Origin of the sequence: Allobosea psychrotolerans (assembly GCF_002917105.1) — a bacterium.
Lineage (GTDB): Bacteria > Pseudomonadota > Alphaproteobacteria > Rhizobiales > Beijerinckiaceae > Allobosea > Allobosea psychrotolerans.
On sequence record NZ_PQFZ01000001.1, the window covers coordinates 420,864 to 433,945 of the forward strand.

At 66.4% G+C, this 13,082-nt stretch carries 14 protein-coding genes; 10 read left to right on the forward strand and 4 right to left on the reverse strand.

Annotation, left to right across the window (positions count from 1 at the left end):
* The first annotated feature begins 12 nt into the window (after window positions 1-12).
* The 3 genes from CYD53_RS02070 to CYD53_RS02080 are packed head-to-tail and all read left to right on the forward strand — an operon-like array spanning window position 13 to window position 3,238.
* Window positions 13-1,623 (forward strand): regulator, encoded by a 1,611-nt coding sequence (locus CYD53_RS02070; RefSeq protein ID WP_245928036.1) that lies wholly within the window; start codon window positions 13-15, stop codon window positions 1,621-1,623.
* Window positions 1,620-1,844: a DUF4089 domain-containing protein gene (locus CYD53_RS02075; protein ID WP_103716451.1), complete on the forward strand. Its 225-nt coding sequence runs from the start codon at window positions 1,620-1,622 to the stop codon at window positions 1,842-1,844. Before CYD53_RS02070 ends, CYD53_RS02075 begins: the two co-directional genes overlap by 4 nt.
* Entirely contained in the window at window positions 1,841-3,238 is a 1,398-nt protein-coding gene (locus CYD53_RS02080; protein ID WP_103716452.1) for an AtzE family amidohydrolase, read from the forward strand. Before CYD53_RS02075 ends, CYD53_RS02080 begins: the two co-directional genes overlap by 4 nt.
* A gap of 98 nt (window positions 3,239-3,336) precedes the next feature.
* Here the strand turns inward: CYD53_RS02080 and CYD53_RS02085 are convergent, their stop codons facing one another.
* From CYD53_RS02085 to CYD53_RS02100, 4 genes are all read right to left on the reverse strand, one after another.
* Complete coding sequence (locus CYD53_RS02085; protein WP_103716453.1) at window positions 3,337-3,687, reverse strand: ArsR/SmtB family transcription factor; 351 nt, start codon at window positions 3,685-3,687, stop codon at window positions 3,337-3,339.
* Between the two features lie 23 nt (window positions 3,688-3,710).
* On the reverse strand, window positions 3,711-4,202 hold the full coding sequence (locus CYD53_RS02090; protein ID WP_103716665.1) for an SRPBCC family protein: 492 nt from the start codon (window positions 4,200-4,202) through the stop codon (window positions 3,711-3,713).
* A gap of 97 nt (window positions 4,203-4,299) precedes the next feature.
* Complete coding sequence (mbfA, locus tag CYD53_RS02095) at window positions 4,300-5,292, reverse strand: iron exporter MbfA (protein ID WP_103716454.1); 993 nt, start codon at window positions 5,290-5,292, stop codon at window positions 4,300-4,302.
* A 154-nt stretch (window positions 5,293-5,446) separates the two neighbouring features.
* Window positions 5,447-6,193: a superoxide dismutase gene (locus CYD53_RS02100; protein ID WP_103716666.1), complete on the reverse strand. Its 747-nt coding sequence runs from the start codon at window positions 6,191-6,193 to the stop codon at window positions 5,447-5,449.
* Between the two features lie 203 nt (window positions 6,194-6,396).
* Here CYD53_RS02100 and CYD53_RS02105 point away from each other — a divergent pair, with 203 nt between their 5' ends.
* From CYD53_RS02105 to CYD53_RS02135, 7 genes are all read left to right on the forward strand, one after another.
* Window positions 6,397-7,299 carry a DMT family transporter gene (locus CYD53_RS02105; RefSeq protein ID WP_103716455.1) on the forward strand — a complete coding sequence of 301 codons (903 nt, stop codon included), beginning with the start codon at window positions 6,397-6,399 and terminating at the stop codon, window positions 7,297-7,299.
* A gap of 97 nt (window positions 7,300-7,396) precedes the next feature.
* Entirely contained in the window at window positions 7,397-8,851 is a 1,455-nt protein-coding gene (locus tag CYD53_RS02110) for a methyl-accepting chemotaxis protein (protein WP_103716456.1), read from the forward strand.
* A 73-nt stretch (window positions 8,852-8,924) separates the two neighbouring features.
* Window positions 8,925-9,392, forward strand: a complete 468-nt coding sequence (locus CYD53_RS02115) for a response regulator (protein WP_103716457.1) — start codon at window positions 8,925-8,927, stop codon at window positions 9,390-9,392.
* A 114-nt stretch (window positions 9,393-9,506) separates the two neighbouring features.
* Window positions 9,507-9,821, forward strand: a complete 315-nt coding sequence (locus tag CYD53_RS02120) for an STAS domain-containing protein (RefSeq protein ID WP_103716458.1) — start codon at window positions 9,507-9,509, stop codon at window positions 9,819-9,821.
* Window positions 9,822-9,826: 5 nt separating this feature from the next.
* Window positions 9,827-10,186 carry a response regulator gene (locus tag CYD53_RS02125; RefSeq protein WP_069692559.1) on the forward strand — a complete coding sequence of 120 codons (360 nt, stop codon included), beginning with the start codon at window positions 9,827-9,829 and terminating at the stop codon, window positions 10,184-10,186.
* Between the two features lie 9 nt (window positions 10,187-10,195).
* Window positions 10,196-12,562 carry a chemotaxis protein CheA gene (locus CYD53_RS02130; RefSeq protein ID WP_103716459.1) on the forward strand — a complete coding sequence of 789 codons (2,367 nt, stop codon included), beginning with the start codon at window positions 10,196-10,198 and terminating at the stop codon, window positions 12,560-12,562.
* 2 nt (window positions 12,563-12,564) lie between these two features.
* Entirely contained in the window at window positions 12,565-13,074 is a 510-nt protein-coding gene (locus CYD53_RS02135; RefSeq protein WP_069693956.1) for a chemotaxis protein CheW, read from the forward strand.
* Window positions 13,075-13,082 lie beyond the last annotated feature (8 nt).

The window sequence follows — 13,082 nt, forward strand, 5'->3', positions numbered from 1 at the left end:
CAGGAGGGGGATATGGCGACGGCGACCGCGGCGACGACCTCACCGAAACTCTGGACTCCGGGCGACTGGAACGCCCTGTTCGGCTTCGGCACGAATATCCTGGTCAACCTGCTGGTGTTGACCGGCCTGCTGCAATTCGTGCTGAAGATGCCGGGCGAGATCGTCTTCGGGCGCATCCTGCCGGCGCTTGGGCTGATGATGGCCCTCTCGACCGGCTACTATGCCTGGCTCGCTTACAAGCTGGCGAAGGAGACCGGCCGCGACGATGTCTGCGCGCTGCCCTCTGGCATCAGCGTGCCGCATATGTTCGTCGTCACCTTCGTGATCATGCTGCCGATCGCCTCGATGACCGGCGATCCGGTCAAGGGCTGGGAGGCGGGGCTCGTCTGGGTCTTCTTCCAGAGCTTCATCCTGATGATCGGCGGCTTCATCGCGCCCTATATCCGCAAGATCACGCCGCGAGCGGCGCTGCTCGGCACGCTGGCCGGCGTCTCGATCGCCTTCATCTCGATGCGTCCGGCGCTGGAGATATTCCTGACGCCGGCGATCGGACTCACTTGCCTTGCGATCATCCTGGTGAGCTGGTTCGGCGGCGTGCGCTATCCCAGGGGCATTCCGGCGGGGCTTGTCGCCATCGCCTTCGGCATGGTCATCGCCTGGGGCTCGGCGCTGCTGGGGCTCGATGTCGGTGGCCTGAGCCTCGCCAAGCTGGGAGCAGCCTTCTCGACCTTCGGCTTCTCGCTGCCGCTGCCGGCGGTCGACCATGTCTTCTCGGGCTTCAGCTATCTCGGCATCATTCTCGTCACCGCGATCCCCTTCGGCATCTACGATCTCGTCGAGGCGATGGATAATGTCGAGAGCGCGGAGGCGGCGGGCGACCATTACCCGACGACGCGGGTGCTGACGGCCGACGGCATCGTCAGCCTGATCGGCTGCCTGATGGGCAACCCCTTCATCAATGCGGTCTATATCGGCCATCCCGGCTGGAAGGCGATGGGCGGGCGCATCGGCTATTCCGCCGCGACCGGGCTGATCGTCGTCGTACTGTGCTGGTTCGGCGTCATCGCGCTCTTGCTGGCGCTGATCCCGATCGTCGCGATCTCGCCGATCCTGCTCTATATCGGCATGCTGATCGGCGCGCAGGCCTTCCAGACCACGCCGGTGAGCCATGCACCGGCGATCGTGCTGGCGCTGACGCCGCATCTCGCCGCCTGGGCCAAGGTGCTGATCGACGGAGCGCTCGGGGCCGCCGGCACCAATGCGGCGGCGGTCGGCATCGACAAGATGGCGAATATGGGCGTGCTCTATCACGGGCTCGAACTGATGGGCGGCGGCGCGATCCTGTCGGGCCTCGTGCTCGGCGCCATCGCCGTCTTCGTCATCGAGAAGCAGTTTTTGCACGCGGCGGCGTTCGCGGCAGCAGGCGCCATCCTCACCTATTTCGGTTTGATGCATGGCGAGGCGATCGGCATCGGCAAGGGGCTCGGCGTGACGCCCTCGATCAGCCTCGCCTATGCGATGGTGGCGGGCTTCCTCTATCTCTGCTCGCGCTCACTCGTTGAGGCCGAGGTGCCCAAGCCCATGCTCTCCGAACCGCAGGGCGTATTGGAGCCGGCGGAATGAGCGAGACGAAAGCTGCCTTCGACGCCGCGCGCCATCTCGACGCGATGGCCCCGGCGCTGGGCCTGACGATCACGGAGGAGCAGCGCCCCGGCGTGCTGCAGTTCCTTGGTGTCGCGCATCTGATGTCGGAGATCCTGCGCGCTACGCCGCTCGATGACGCCTCCTTCGAACTCGCGCCCGTGTTCCGGCCCGGGCGGACCAGTGACGGAGAGCCTGCGTGAGTTTCGATGCCTTCACGCCGGCCCATCTGATCGCGGCACAGATCAGAGATGGCGCGGTCTCGTGCGAGACCGTCGTCACCGGCTTCCTCGACCGGATCGCGAGGGTCAATCCGCAGGTCAATGCCTTTACCGACGTCACCGCTGAGCGGGCTTTGGCGCAGGCGCGAAGGATCGATGCGGCGCTCGCCGCGGGCAAGGCGCTCGGGCCTCTGGCGGGCGTGCCCTTCGCGGCCAAGAATCTCTTCGACATCGCGGGCCTGCCGACGCGGGCCGGTTCCAAGATCAATCGCGAACGCGCGCCGGCGCCGCGCGACGCCGTGCTGATCGAGCGGTTGAGCGCGGCCGGCGCGGTCCTCGTGGGCGGGCTCAACATGGGCGAATATGCCTATGACTTCACCGGCGAGAACGCCCATGACGGCGCTTGCCGCAATCCGCATGATCTTGCCCGTATGGCCGGCGGCTCGTCGTCAGGCTCCGGTTCGGCAACAGCAGCGGGGCTCGCTCCGCTGTCGCTGGGCTCGGACACCAATGGCTCGATCCGCGTGCCGAGTTCGCTTTGCGGTGTCTTCGGGCTCAAACCCACCTATGGCCGCCTGCCGCGTACGCGCAGCTTTCCGTTCTGCGACTCGCTCGACCATCTCGGCCCCTTCGCCCGCGACGTGACCGACCTCGCCATGGCCTATGACGCGATGCAGGCAGGCGACGCGCATGATCGCGCCTGCGCCCAGCGGGCAGTCGAACCGGCGCTGCCGACGTTGATGCAGGGCGTCTCGGGCTTACGCATCGCGGTGGCCGGCGGCTATTTCGCGACCGACGGCATGCCGGAGGCCGATGCGGCGGTGAAGGCGGTCGCCGAGGCTCTTGGCGCCACGCGCAATCTGGCGCTGGAGGGGGCGGGCATTGCCCGCGCCGCGGCCTTCCTGATCACCAATGCCGAGAGCGCCGCGTTCCATCTCGATCGCTTGCGGGCGCGGGCCGATGATTTCGACCCCGAGACGCGTGACCGCTTCCTCGCCGGCGCGATGCAGCCGGCGGCCTGGTACATCCAGGCGCAGGCGGCGCGGCGCTGGTTCCATGACGAGACGATGCGGGTCTTTGCCGATGTCGACCTGATCATTGCCCCGGCGACGCCCTGTCCGGCGCCGGACATCGGCCAGAAGACGCTGAGCCTGCGCGGCGAGACCGTGCCGCTGCGGCCCAATCTCGGCCTGTTCACCCAGCCGATCTCCTGCATCGGCCTGCCCGTCGCGGCCGTGCCGGTATTCGGCGCGGGATTGCCGATCGGCGTGCAGGTGATCGCCGCGCCCTGGCGCGAGGATCTGTGCCTGCGCGCGGCTTATGCGCTGCAGCTGGCCGGGGTGTGCGCGGCGAAGGCGCCGGAGAAGCTTGTCTAGAGTATTTCCGCGTTTCTCCGTATCGCGGAAATACTCTACCTCGTTGTTTTATCTGATTTTCTTCACGCGAACCGGTGCCCACTTCGCTCGAAAATGCTCTAGACGCGCCCAAGCTCGACGAAATCGCGCAGGCGCCCCAGAGCCTGATCCCACTGCGCCGAAATCTGGGTGAGGTAGGCGCCCACATCCTCCAGACGCTCGGCCCGCAGTTCCCAGACCTTGTCGCGTCCACCGCGCTTGCCGTGTACCAGATCCGCGTCCTCCAGCGCACGAAGGTGCTTTGCGATGGCCTGCCGCGAAAGCTGCGTCGCGGAGGTCAGGGTCGTGGTCGAGAGCGGCCCGCGGGCGCTCAGCCCTGTGATAATGCCAAGTCGCGTCGGGTCTCCCAAAGCGGCAAAGATGAGAGCATTACGGCCGGCATGGCCTGTTGCCTGATCGGAGATCGACATGGTCGGTTTCCTGCGATGGCGGGCTAGGCGGCCGACGTGCCGACAAGGTATTTTTTGATCAGCTCTGCCTGCTTCGTCCAGCCGCCATCGTTGGCGGTGAAGGCCTCGGCGCGGCGGCTCAGCGGGATGGCGTCGAAGCCGGACTCGCTGATCGTCAGCAGAACGCCATCGGCCGTTTCTGCGAGATCGAAGGTGACAAATGTCATCGGCTCGCTGTCATAGTCGACATTCGGATCGACCGCGTAGGGGTGCCAGCGGAACGCGATCGCCCGCATCGGCTCGACGCGATCCACGATGAAGGTGAAGGTCTTGCCTTCATGCGGCTTCTGCATTGCCGCGACCTCGGGATCGACCTGCGTCGGCGTGATCCGCCCGACAAGTCGGGTGCCTGGCACGAACGGCCCGTCGAAGACGACGCCGAACCAGATGCCGAACTGACGGGAATCGGCGATGGCCTGCCAAACGCGTTCGAGCGATGCGCGGAGATGAACCTTCTTTTCGATGCGATCTGACATCACGAGCAACCTCCTGGTTGCTCGTCAATTAGCGATTGTCGCCCCAACCTGCAACCTTTTGGTTGCTCGCTGGCGGGGGGCCCTCTGCATGCGAACCCTAGGCCCCGCCGATCAATATCCCCGCCGCCAGCACCAGCCCGCCGCCAAGCACGACCTGGAAGGCGGCGCGCAGGAAGGGCGTTTCCATGAAGCGGTTCTGGATCCAGACGATGGCCCAGAGCTCGACGAAGACGACGACCAGTGCGATCGAGGTGGCGGTCCAGAAATGCGGGATCAGATAGGGCAAAGCGTGGCCAAGGCCGCCGAGCGCCGTCATGATGCCCGAGGCCAGACCGCGCTTCCAGGGCGCGCCCCGGCCCGAGATCTTGCCGTCGTCATGAGCCGCTTCGGTGAAGCCCATCGAGATGCCGGCGCCGACCGAGGCCGAGAGGCCGATCAGGAAGGTGGTCCAGGGGTTCTGGGTCGCGAAGGCGGTGGCGAAGATCGGGGCCAGCGTCGAGACAGAGCCGTCCATCAGCCCGGCAAGGCCCGGCTGGACCCAGGTCAGGATGAACTGGCGCTTGGCGGCCATGTCCTCATCGGCACGGGCCTCGCCGTCGAGATGCGTCGCGGTCAGGTCCTGCGCCCTGGTCTCGTGCTTGGCTTCGGCGGCAGCCAATTCGCCGAGCAGCTTGCGCGTGTCGATATCGCTCGAACGCCCGGCCGCCGCGACATAGAAGTCGCGGGCCTGGCGCTCCATATCCTCCGCTTCTTCCCGCATGCGGTCGAGGCCGAGATTCTCGATCAGCCAGACCGGCTTGCGCGTGTAGAAGTCGGAGACATGCTCGCGGCGGATCGGCAGGATGACGTCGCCGAAACGGTGCTGGTAGAGGTCGATGAGCCGCCTGCGGTGCTCGTCCTCCTCCGCTGCCATGCCGTCGAAGATCGCAGCCGAGGCGGCATAGTCGCCGCGCAGCTTTTGCGCATAGATCGCATAGATGCGGCCATCCTCCTCCTCGGAGGAAATCGCCAGTGCGAGGATTTCTTTCTCCGACAGATCGTCGAAGCGGCGTTTGCCGGTGAGGCCGGGCAGCGAGAAGCGCGAGAGCATGTGAGATCTCTAGTTTAGAATAATTCTAGATTAGAGACTTCCGCGCCTAGGCGCAAGAGGGGTGACGATGTTTGGCAGGGAGGAGCCGCAGCCCGGACAGAAAAAAGCCCGGCCTTTCGGCCGGGCGTGGTGGGGTCGGAAATCGGTTGCGCGCTCAGACGGTCAGCTTGCCGGCCTTGGCGGCGGCATAGCGCTCATTGACCTTGGCCCAGTTGACCACGTTCCACCAGCTCTTCAGGTAGTCGGCGCGGCGGTTCTGGTACTTCAGATAATAGGCGTGCTCCCAGACATCGTTGCCGAGCAGGACCATATGCTTCTCCATCAGCGGGCTGTCCTGGTTCGGCTTGCTGAGCAAGGCGAGCTTGCCGTCGGCGCCGACGGTGACGAAGACCCAGCCCGAGCCGAAGACGCGCAGGCCCACAGCCTCGAAATCGGCCTTGAACTTGTCGAAGCCGCCAAGATCCTTGGTGATCGCGGCCGCGACGTCGCCGGTCGGCGCGCCGCCCGCATTCGGGCCCATGACCTCCCAGAACATGGTGTGGTTGGCATGACCGCCGCCGGCATTGCGGATCGCGGTGCGGGCCGCTTCCGGAACCGAGCCGATGTCGCCGAGCAATTTCTGCAGCGGCGTCGAGGCGACGACGCCGTGGTCCTTGGCAACGGCATTGAGGCCGGCGACATAGGCGGCGTGGTGGCGCGAGTAATGGATGTCCATCGTCGTCGCGTCGATGTTCGGCTCGAGCGCGTTGGCGTCGTAAGCGCGCTTGGGCAATGAGAAGGGGCCTGCCGGAGCCGCTGGCGCCGCGGCCTGAGCCCAGACCCTGGGTGCGGCCGAGACAGCCATGGCGGCCGCGCCGAATCCGAGCAGGGAGCGGCGGGAAAACGAAGTCGCGTTGGTCATGACATCCTCCATGGGCCGATTGGCTTGCTGGCTCGGCCTTGCCTTTACGTTATGCACGCAACAGTTCTGCGGATGCAGAGGGGGGCGTTCAAAAGATTGCGGTGCTGGCGGCTTTCCGGAACACCTCATCTGCCGCTTTTTCTGCACAGGACGCAGACGACTTCGCATGACGGCCGGCACCGCGTCTCTGCCATAATCATGGCATGAGTTCGACCAACGCGCGCACGCTCCTTCTCGTTCCCTTGCTCGGCCTGCTCTGGGGCTTCAACTGGCCGGCCGTCAGGATATCGCTCAGCGAGATCGCGCCCTGGACGCTTCGTGCCGGCGGCATGACCTTCGCCGGGCTGACCCTGGTCGTCGTTGCACTTTTGCGCGGCCAATCATTGCGCGTGCGGCGCCCGGAATGGCCGCGTTTGCTGCTGGCGGGCTTCCTTTCGATCGCTGCGTTCAACGTCCTGCTCGCCTTCGCGCAGTTGATGGCGCCGACCTCGCGCGCGGCGATCCTGACCTTCACCATGCCGATCTGGGCGACGCTGCTGGCGCGGCTCTGGCTGGGCGAGGCGCTCGACCGGCGCAAGCTGCTCGGGCTCGCGCTCGGCATCGCCGGGCTCGCATCGCTGGGGCTGCCGCTGATCCGTGCCGGCGGGCTGACGCTCGGCCTGCTGTTTGCGCTGATCGCCGCCCTGAGCTGGGCCCTGGGCACGATCGTGACCAAGCGCTGGCCGGTCTCGGCACCGGCCTTGACGGTGGCCGCCTGGCAGCTCCTGATCGGCGGGGCCGTCGCCGCGCTCGGCATGTGCTTCTTCGAGGGGCTGCCCGCGCCCAGGATGCTGGCGCCGCGCACATTCGCGGCCCTGAGCTTCCACATCCTGGGTGCGCAGGCTCTGGCCTATTTCCTCTGGTTCACCGTGATCGCACGGTTGCCGGCGGGCATCGCCAGCATCGGCACCCTGATGGTCCCCGCGGTCGGCGTGCTCGGCTCGGTCGTGCTGCTCGGCGAGCGGCCGAGCCCGAGCGACTGGCTCGGCCTCGTGCTGGTCGTGGCGGCCTCGGGCACGATCCTGCTGCCGGCAAGACCGCTGGCCCGCCTCGAGGCGGCCCGGTGAGCGATGGCTCCCGAGCCGGTTCTGCGCATTAACGGCGGGTTTACGGCGTTTCGTTACAGTCTGGGCGGAAATTTCGCGACCGAGGGTCACCCCCGCCATGCATGCGCTCGCCCTGAAGGTCCCGGAGCCGGCCAATGAGGACGCGCAGCTTGAGGCTGGAGCCGCCCATGCCGTGCGCGCGATCTCGGAGCGCTTCGGCAAGCTCGGCGTCGAAATCACCGATATCGCAGGCCGCATCGGCGATGTGACGGGCCAGCTCGAGGGGCAGGCCGAGGGGTTGCACCGTGTCGTCAGCGCCGTCGAGCAGGTCTCGCGCGCCAACCGCGCCATCCAGCAGGCGGCGGAGGGGGCGCAGGAAACGGCGTCAGTGGTCAGGAGCGGGCTGGAGCGCGTCACCGGTGCGGTCAGGGTCGGGCTCAACGCGGCGCAATCGGATATCGAGGCGCTGTCGCAAGGCGCGCAGGCGATGTCGCAGGCCTTGGCCGAGGCGGTCTCCGACGCCCATAAGGTCAGGGTGTCGAGCGACGCCATCCAGTCCATTACCCGCGAGATTCAGCTGCTTTCGGTGAATGCCGGCGTCGAGGCGGCGCGCAGCGGTACGGCCGGGCGCGGTTTCGCCGTCATCGCGGCTGCTGTGAAGCAACTGGCGGAGCAGACCCGCGACGCCACCGCGCTGAGCGCCAAGCAGCTCGACATACTGGTCAAATCGGTCGACCAGCTCGCGCGCCGGAGCCAGGAGAATGCCCAGACAGCGCGCCGCGCCAGCGAGGGCAGCCAGAGCATCGCGCTGCAGGTCGGCGAGCTCGACAGTTTCGGCCGCTCGGTGGTCGAGCTGATCGGCGACATCGACGCGATCTCGAACCCGACGCGCGAGAACGCCGCTGCCTGCGCCAAGGTCGGCGAGGATTTGACGGTGCTGGTCGCCGGCGTCGATCAGTCGAGCGAGAATCTCGATCGCGCGGCGCAGCGCACCGCCTCGCTCGTCTCGATCAGCGAGGCGATCCTGGGCGCCATCGCCGCGTCTGGCGTACGCACCGCGCAGTCGGAGCTGATCGCGACCGCGATGGAGACGGCCGGGCAGATCGGGGCCTTGTTCGAGCAGGCGCTGGAGCGCGGCGAATTGACGATGGCGGAGCTGTTCGACGAGGGCTATCGGCCGGTCGCCGGCTCGGACCCGCTGCAGCATATGACGCGCTTCGTCGGCCTGACCGACCGCATCCTGCCGCCGATCCAGGAGGCATTGCTGGCTTCGAACCGCCGCATCGTGTTCTGCGCGGCGGTCGATCGCAACGGCTTCCTGCCGACGCATAACCAGAAATATTCGCATCCCCAGGGGCGCGATCCGGTCTGGAACAACGCCAATTGCCGCAATCGGCGCATCTTCGCAGACCGCACCGGCTTGGCTGCGGCGCGCAACCAGAAGCCGTTCCTGCTGCAGACCTATCGGCGCGACATGGGCGGCGGCCAGTTCCTGGTGATGGAAGATCTCTCGGCCCCGATCCGGGTCAAGGGCCGCCATTGGGGCGGGTTCCGTTTCGGGCTCAGCGTTTGAGGTAGGTGAGTTCCGACTGTCGGCGCCGTAGCGCTGCGGTCATCATGTTGAGTGAGTGAATCGAGCAAGCGTCATGCATATCGCGCCGTCTTTCCCGAATCTCTCCGTCCTGCTGATCGATGCGAGCCCGCATTATCGGCGCATCATCCGCACGATGATGTACCAGGCGCAGCTCCACCGCATCTTCGAGGCGTCCGACCTGTCCTCTGCGGCGACGATGTTCATCCAGAAGCAGCCCAACATCGTGATCTTGGATTGGGACTTGCCCGATTCAGGCAGCATCAAATGCCTCGCCTCGATCCGCTCCTTCAAGACCTCGCCCTTCGCCAAGGCGCCGGTGCTGGTCATGATGGAGCGCCCGGACCGCCGCTCGGTCGTCCATGCCGCCAAGCTCGGCGCGCACGAGATCATCAACAAGCCGATCTCGCCCAATAACCTGTGGCTCCACCTGTCGGGAATCATCAACATCCCGCGGAAATACAAGGAGCAGAACGGCAGCATCTCGCTCGTGCCGCGCGCGATCAGCAACAACATGTTCTGACGGTTGCAGGCCGAGGCGTAGCCAGTTGCCGGCCGGCGCTGAAAAAGCCTTAGAAACGCCCAAAAGATTGACGCATCGCGAGCTGGTTAGCGAAGTTTTTACCAATGAGACGCGATGCTCAGCGACACATTCATGGGTCGCGCCGCCGTGGTCATCACTGTCTCCCTACCTCCCTTCCTGGGTCGCTCCGAAGCGGCGGCCTTTCGCAACCAGTTGCTGGTCGCGCTGGAGCAGAAGGAAAGCATCGCCGTCGAATGCGCGGAGGCTGGTCCTTTCCCCAGCCTCTGGGTGCAATTGCTGCATTCCGCCGCGCTCAGCGCCAAGGCGCGCGGTCTCTCGGTCTCCCTCAAGGCGGCTTCCGAGGAATGCCGCAAATCCCTGCAGGCGATCGGGTTCGACCCCGCTCGAAGCGCTCTCGTTCTGGAGTGATATGGATGAAGATCCTGGCTATCGACGACACCAAGACCCTGCTCAGCCTGCTCTGCCTGACGCTGCGCAATGCCGGCCATGAAGTGGCCGCCGCGGAGAATGGCGAGGAGGGGCTGACCACCTTCGACAAGTTCAAGCCGGATCTGGTGATCACCGACCTCAACATGCCGTTGATGGACGGCATCGAATTCACCCGGGCCTGCCGGGCCAGGCCCGCCGGGCAGAACACGCCGATCATCGTGCTGACCACGGAGAACGGCGCCGAGATCAAGGCGGAAGGCCGCCGCGCCGGCGCCAGCGCCTGGATGGTCAAGCCGTTCGAGCCTACGACCCTGCTCGGCCTCGTCGCGCGCTATCAGAACTGAGGCTGGCTGATGGACCCGTTGGCGGAACTCAAGCAGACCTTCTTCCAGGAGTGTGAAGAGCTCCTGGGCGCATTGGAGCAGAAGCTCCAGGCTCTCGACGAGGGATCGACCGATCCCGAGGACGTCAACGCCGCCTTCCGCGCCATCCACTCGATCAAGGGTGGGGCCGGCGCCTTCGGCTGCACCGAGCTCGTTGCCTTCGCGCATGTCTTCGAGGCTTCGCTCGATCATCTGCGCTCGGGTCGCGTCGCGATCGAGGATGCGCCGTTCTCCCTGTTCCTGCGCTGTTCGGACGCTGTCGCCGATCTCGTTTCTGCTGCCCGCAACGACGAGCCCGCCCTTGCGCGGCCCGATCTGCTGGAAGCGCTGGAGCGGGTCGGCCAGGCGCCCAAGCCGGCTGCCGCGGCACCTGCCGCCGCGCCCGGACCCGCCAAGACTGAACCCGCCAAGACCGAAGCTGCAAAGCCGGCGGCTGCCAGATCAGCGCCCGCCGCCGCGGATGACGCTCCTCCCGGCATCGCCGCGCTCGGCAATCTGCTCGCCATGGTCGAGGCCAAGACTGGCGTCACCCCCGCGCGCGTCGACGACGGCTGGGACGACGAGCCGGCTGCCGTCGCGTCGGCGCCCGCCGACAAGCCCGGCCGCGATCTCTGCCTGCGGATCAGCCCGGAATCGGATCTGTTTCGCCGCGTCATCGAGCCGCGCGTCGTGCTGGGTTCGCTGCCCGCCGAGGACATCGTCTCGGTGGTCTGCGATCTGAGCCAGGTGCCGCCGCTGGAGACGCTCGACGTCACCGATTGCCATATGCGCTTCGTCGTGACGCTGCGCACCGAGCTTTCGGTCGAGGATATCTACAGCCGCTTCGACTTCACGCTCGCCGCCGAAGAGTTCGAGATCGAGACGCTCTCGCCGGCTGCCGCGAATGACGACGCCGTGTCGACCGAAGAGGCTCCCGCCAGGCCGGAGGCCGAAGTCTCGGCCAATGTCGCCGCCGACCTCTCTGCGATCCTCGCCAGGCTGGGGCCGGCTCCGACCAGCGCGTCGGAACCCGATATCCTGCCGGCTGCCGCACCTGTCGCGGCCCCGGTCCAGGCCGTTGCGGAAGTTGCTCCGGCGCCGTCGAGGGCACCGGCGGCGCGTGCCCCCGCCAATGATGCGGCTGCCGCACGCCAGCGCCAGGCCGTCAGCGTGCGTGTCGATCTCGACCGCATCGACAAGCTGATGAACCTCGTCGGCGAGATCGTCATCACCCAGTCCATGCTGGTCGAATGCGTCCGTTCGCTACCCTATGACGTCCACGCCAAGACGGCCGAAGGCATCCTGACGCTGTCGCGCCAGACGCGCGAATTGCAGGACCATGTCATGGCGGTCCGCGCTCAGCCGGTGAAGGCCGTGTTCCAGCGTATGCCGCGCCTGGTGCGCGAACTGGCGCAGACGCTCGGCAAGGAAGTGAAGCTCGTTCTCGAAGGCGAGAACACCGAGGTCGACAAGACGATCATCGAGGAACTCGCCGATCCGCTAACCCATATGATCCGCAACTCGATGGATCACGGGCTGGAGACGCCGGAAGACCGCATCGCCGCCGGCAAGAACCCGGAGGGCACGATCAAGCTCGTCGCGGAGCATCGCGCCGGGCGCATCGTCATCTCGGTCACCGATGACGGGCGCGGCATCGGACGTGACAAGCTGCTCGCCAAGGCGAAATCCCGCGGGCTCGTCGGACAGGACGAAAAACTCGCGCCGGAGGAGATCGATCAACTGATCTTCGCGGCCGGGCTCTCGACTGCCGAAGTCATCAGCGACGTCTCCGGGCGCGGCGTCGGCATGGATGTGGTGCGCCGCAACGTCGAGTCGCTCGGCGGGCGCATCTCGGTTGATTCCGAACCGGGCAGGGGCTGCAAGTTCACGCTCGCCTTGCCGCTGACCCTGGCTGTGCTGGAAGGCATGGTCATCCGCTGCGGCGACGATCGCTACGTCATCCCGATCGCCAGCGTGATCGAGACGCAGCATCTCGCTTCGACGCCGATCGAGCATCTCACCTTCGGCCAGGAGGTTCTGCGCTGGCGCGGCGAGGTTACGCCGCTGCACCGGCTCGGCGCGGTCATGGGCTCGACCGGCACGCCCAACGAGAACATCATCATCATCGCCGAGACCGAACGCGGCGATAATGTCGGCATCGCGGTCGACGAGATCGTCGGCCAGCAGCAGGTCGTGGTGAAGAGCCTCGAAGGCAATTACGGCACGGTCAACGGTGCGTCCGCCGCGACCATCCTCGGAGACGGCCTCGTCGCGCTCATCCTCGACGTCGACTCGATGCTACGCCTCGCCGCCTCCAGCGGCCGCCCATCTGTTCCCGCACTGAAAATGGCTGGATGATCATGACCCTTCAACTCGGCGAAAAGCATTTCTCGTCGGCGCAGCCGGAATCGGCGGTGCGCCGCATCGTCACCTTCAAGGTCGGCGACCGGACCTTCGGCATCGATGTCGGCATGGTGCGCGAGATCAAGGGCTGGCAGGCGACGACGCCGCTGCCGCATGCGGCGCCTCATGTGCGCGGCGTACTCAACCTGCGCGGCGTGATCCTGGCGGTCTACGACCTGCGCACCTCGATCGGGCTTGGCCTCACCGATGCGACGGCGACCCATGTCATCGTCGTCGTCGACATCGAGGACAAGGTCGCGGGTCTGCTGGTCGACTCGGTCTCCGATATCGTCGACGTCCCGGTCAGCGCGGTTCGCCCGGCTCCGGATCTGGAGCGCGACGAGCACGGCCTGATCGAAGGCCTCGTCCTGCTCGACACCGATATCGTCGCCTTGCTCGATCTTGCGGCCGTGATCCGCGACGGCGGCACCGAGGGCGCGATGGCAAAGGCGGCCCGCGCCGCCTGAGATAGGTC

Coding starts and splice junctions, on each gene's coding strand:
- CYD53_RS02070 (WP_245928036.1), top strand. CDS start 13: ATGGCGACGGCGACCGCGGCGACGACCTCACCGAAACTCTGGACTCCG.
- CYD53_RS02075 (WP_103716451.1), top strand. CDS start 1,620: ATGAGCGAGACGAAAGCTGCCTTCGACGCCGCGCGCCATCTCGACGCG.
- CYD53_RS02085 (WP_103716453.1), bottom strand. CDS start 3,687: ATGTCGATCTCCGATCAGGCAACAGGCCATGCCGGCCGTAATGCTCTC.
- CYD53_RS02090 (WP_103716665.1), bottom strand. CDS start 4,202: ATGTCAGATCGCATCGAAAAGAAGGTTCATCTCCGCGCATCGCTCGAA.
- mbfA (WP_103716454.1), bottom strand. CDS start 5,292: ATGCTCTCGCGCTTCTCGCTGCCCGGCCTCACCGGCAAACGCCGCTTC.
- CYD53_RS02100 (WP_103716666.1), bottom strand. CDS start 6,193: ATGACCAACGCGACTTCGTTTTCCCGCCGCTCCCTGCTCGGATTCGGC.
- CYD53_RS02105 (WP_103716455.1), top strand. CDS start 6,397: ATGAGTTCGACCAACGCGCGCACGCTCCTTCTCGTTCCCTTGCTCGGC.
- CYD53_RS02110 (WP_103716456.1), top strand. CDS start 7,397: ATGCATGCGCTCGCCCTGAAGGTCCCGGAGCCGGCCAATGAGGACGCG.
- CYD53_RS02115 (WP_103716457.1), top strand. CDS start 8,925: ATGCATATCGCGCCGTCTTTCCCGAATCTCTCCGTCCTGCTGATCGAT.
- CYD53_RS02120 (WP_103716458.1), top strand. CDS start 9,507: ATGCTCAGCGACACATTCATGGGTCGCGCCGCCGTGGTCATCACTGTC.
- CYD53_RS02125 (WP_069692559.1), top strand. CDS start 9,827: ATGAAGATCCTGGCTATCGACGACACCAAGACCCTGCTCAGCCTGCTC.
- CYD53_RS02130 (WP_103716459.1), top strand. CDS start 10,196: ATGGACCCGTTGGCGGAACTCAAGCAGACCTTCTTCCAGGAGTGTGAA.
- CYD53_RS02135 (WP_069693956.1), top strand. CDS start 12,565: ATGACCCTTCAACTCGGCGAAAAGCATTTCTCGTCGGCGCAGCCGGAA.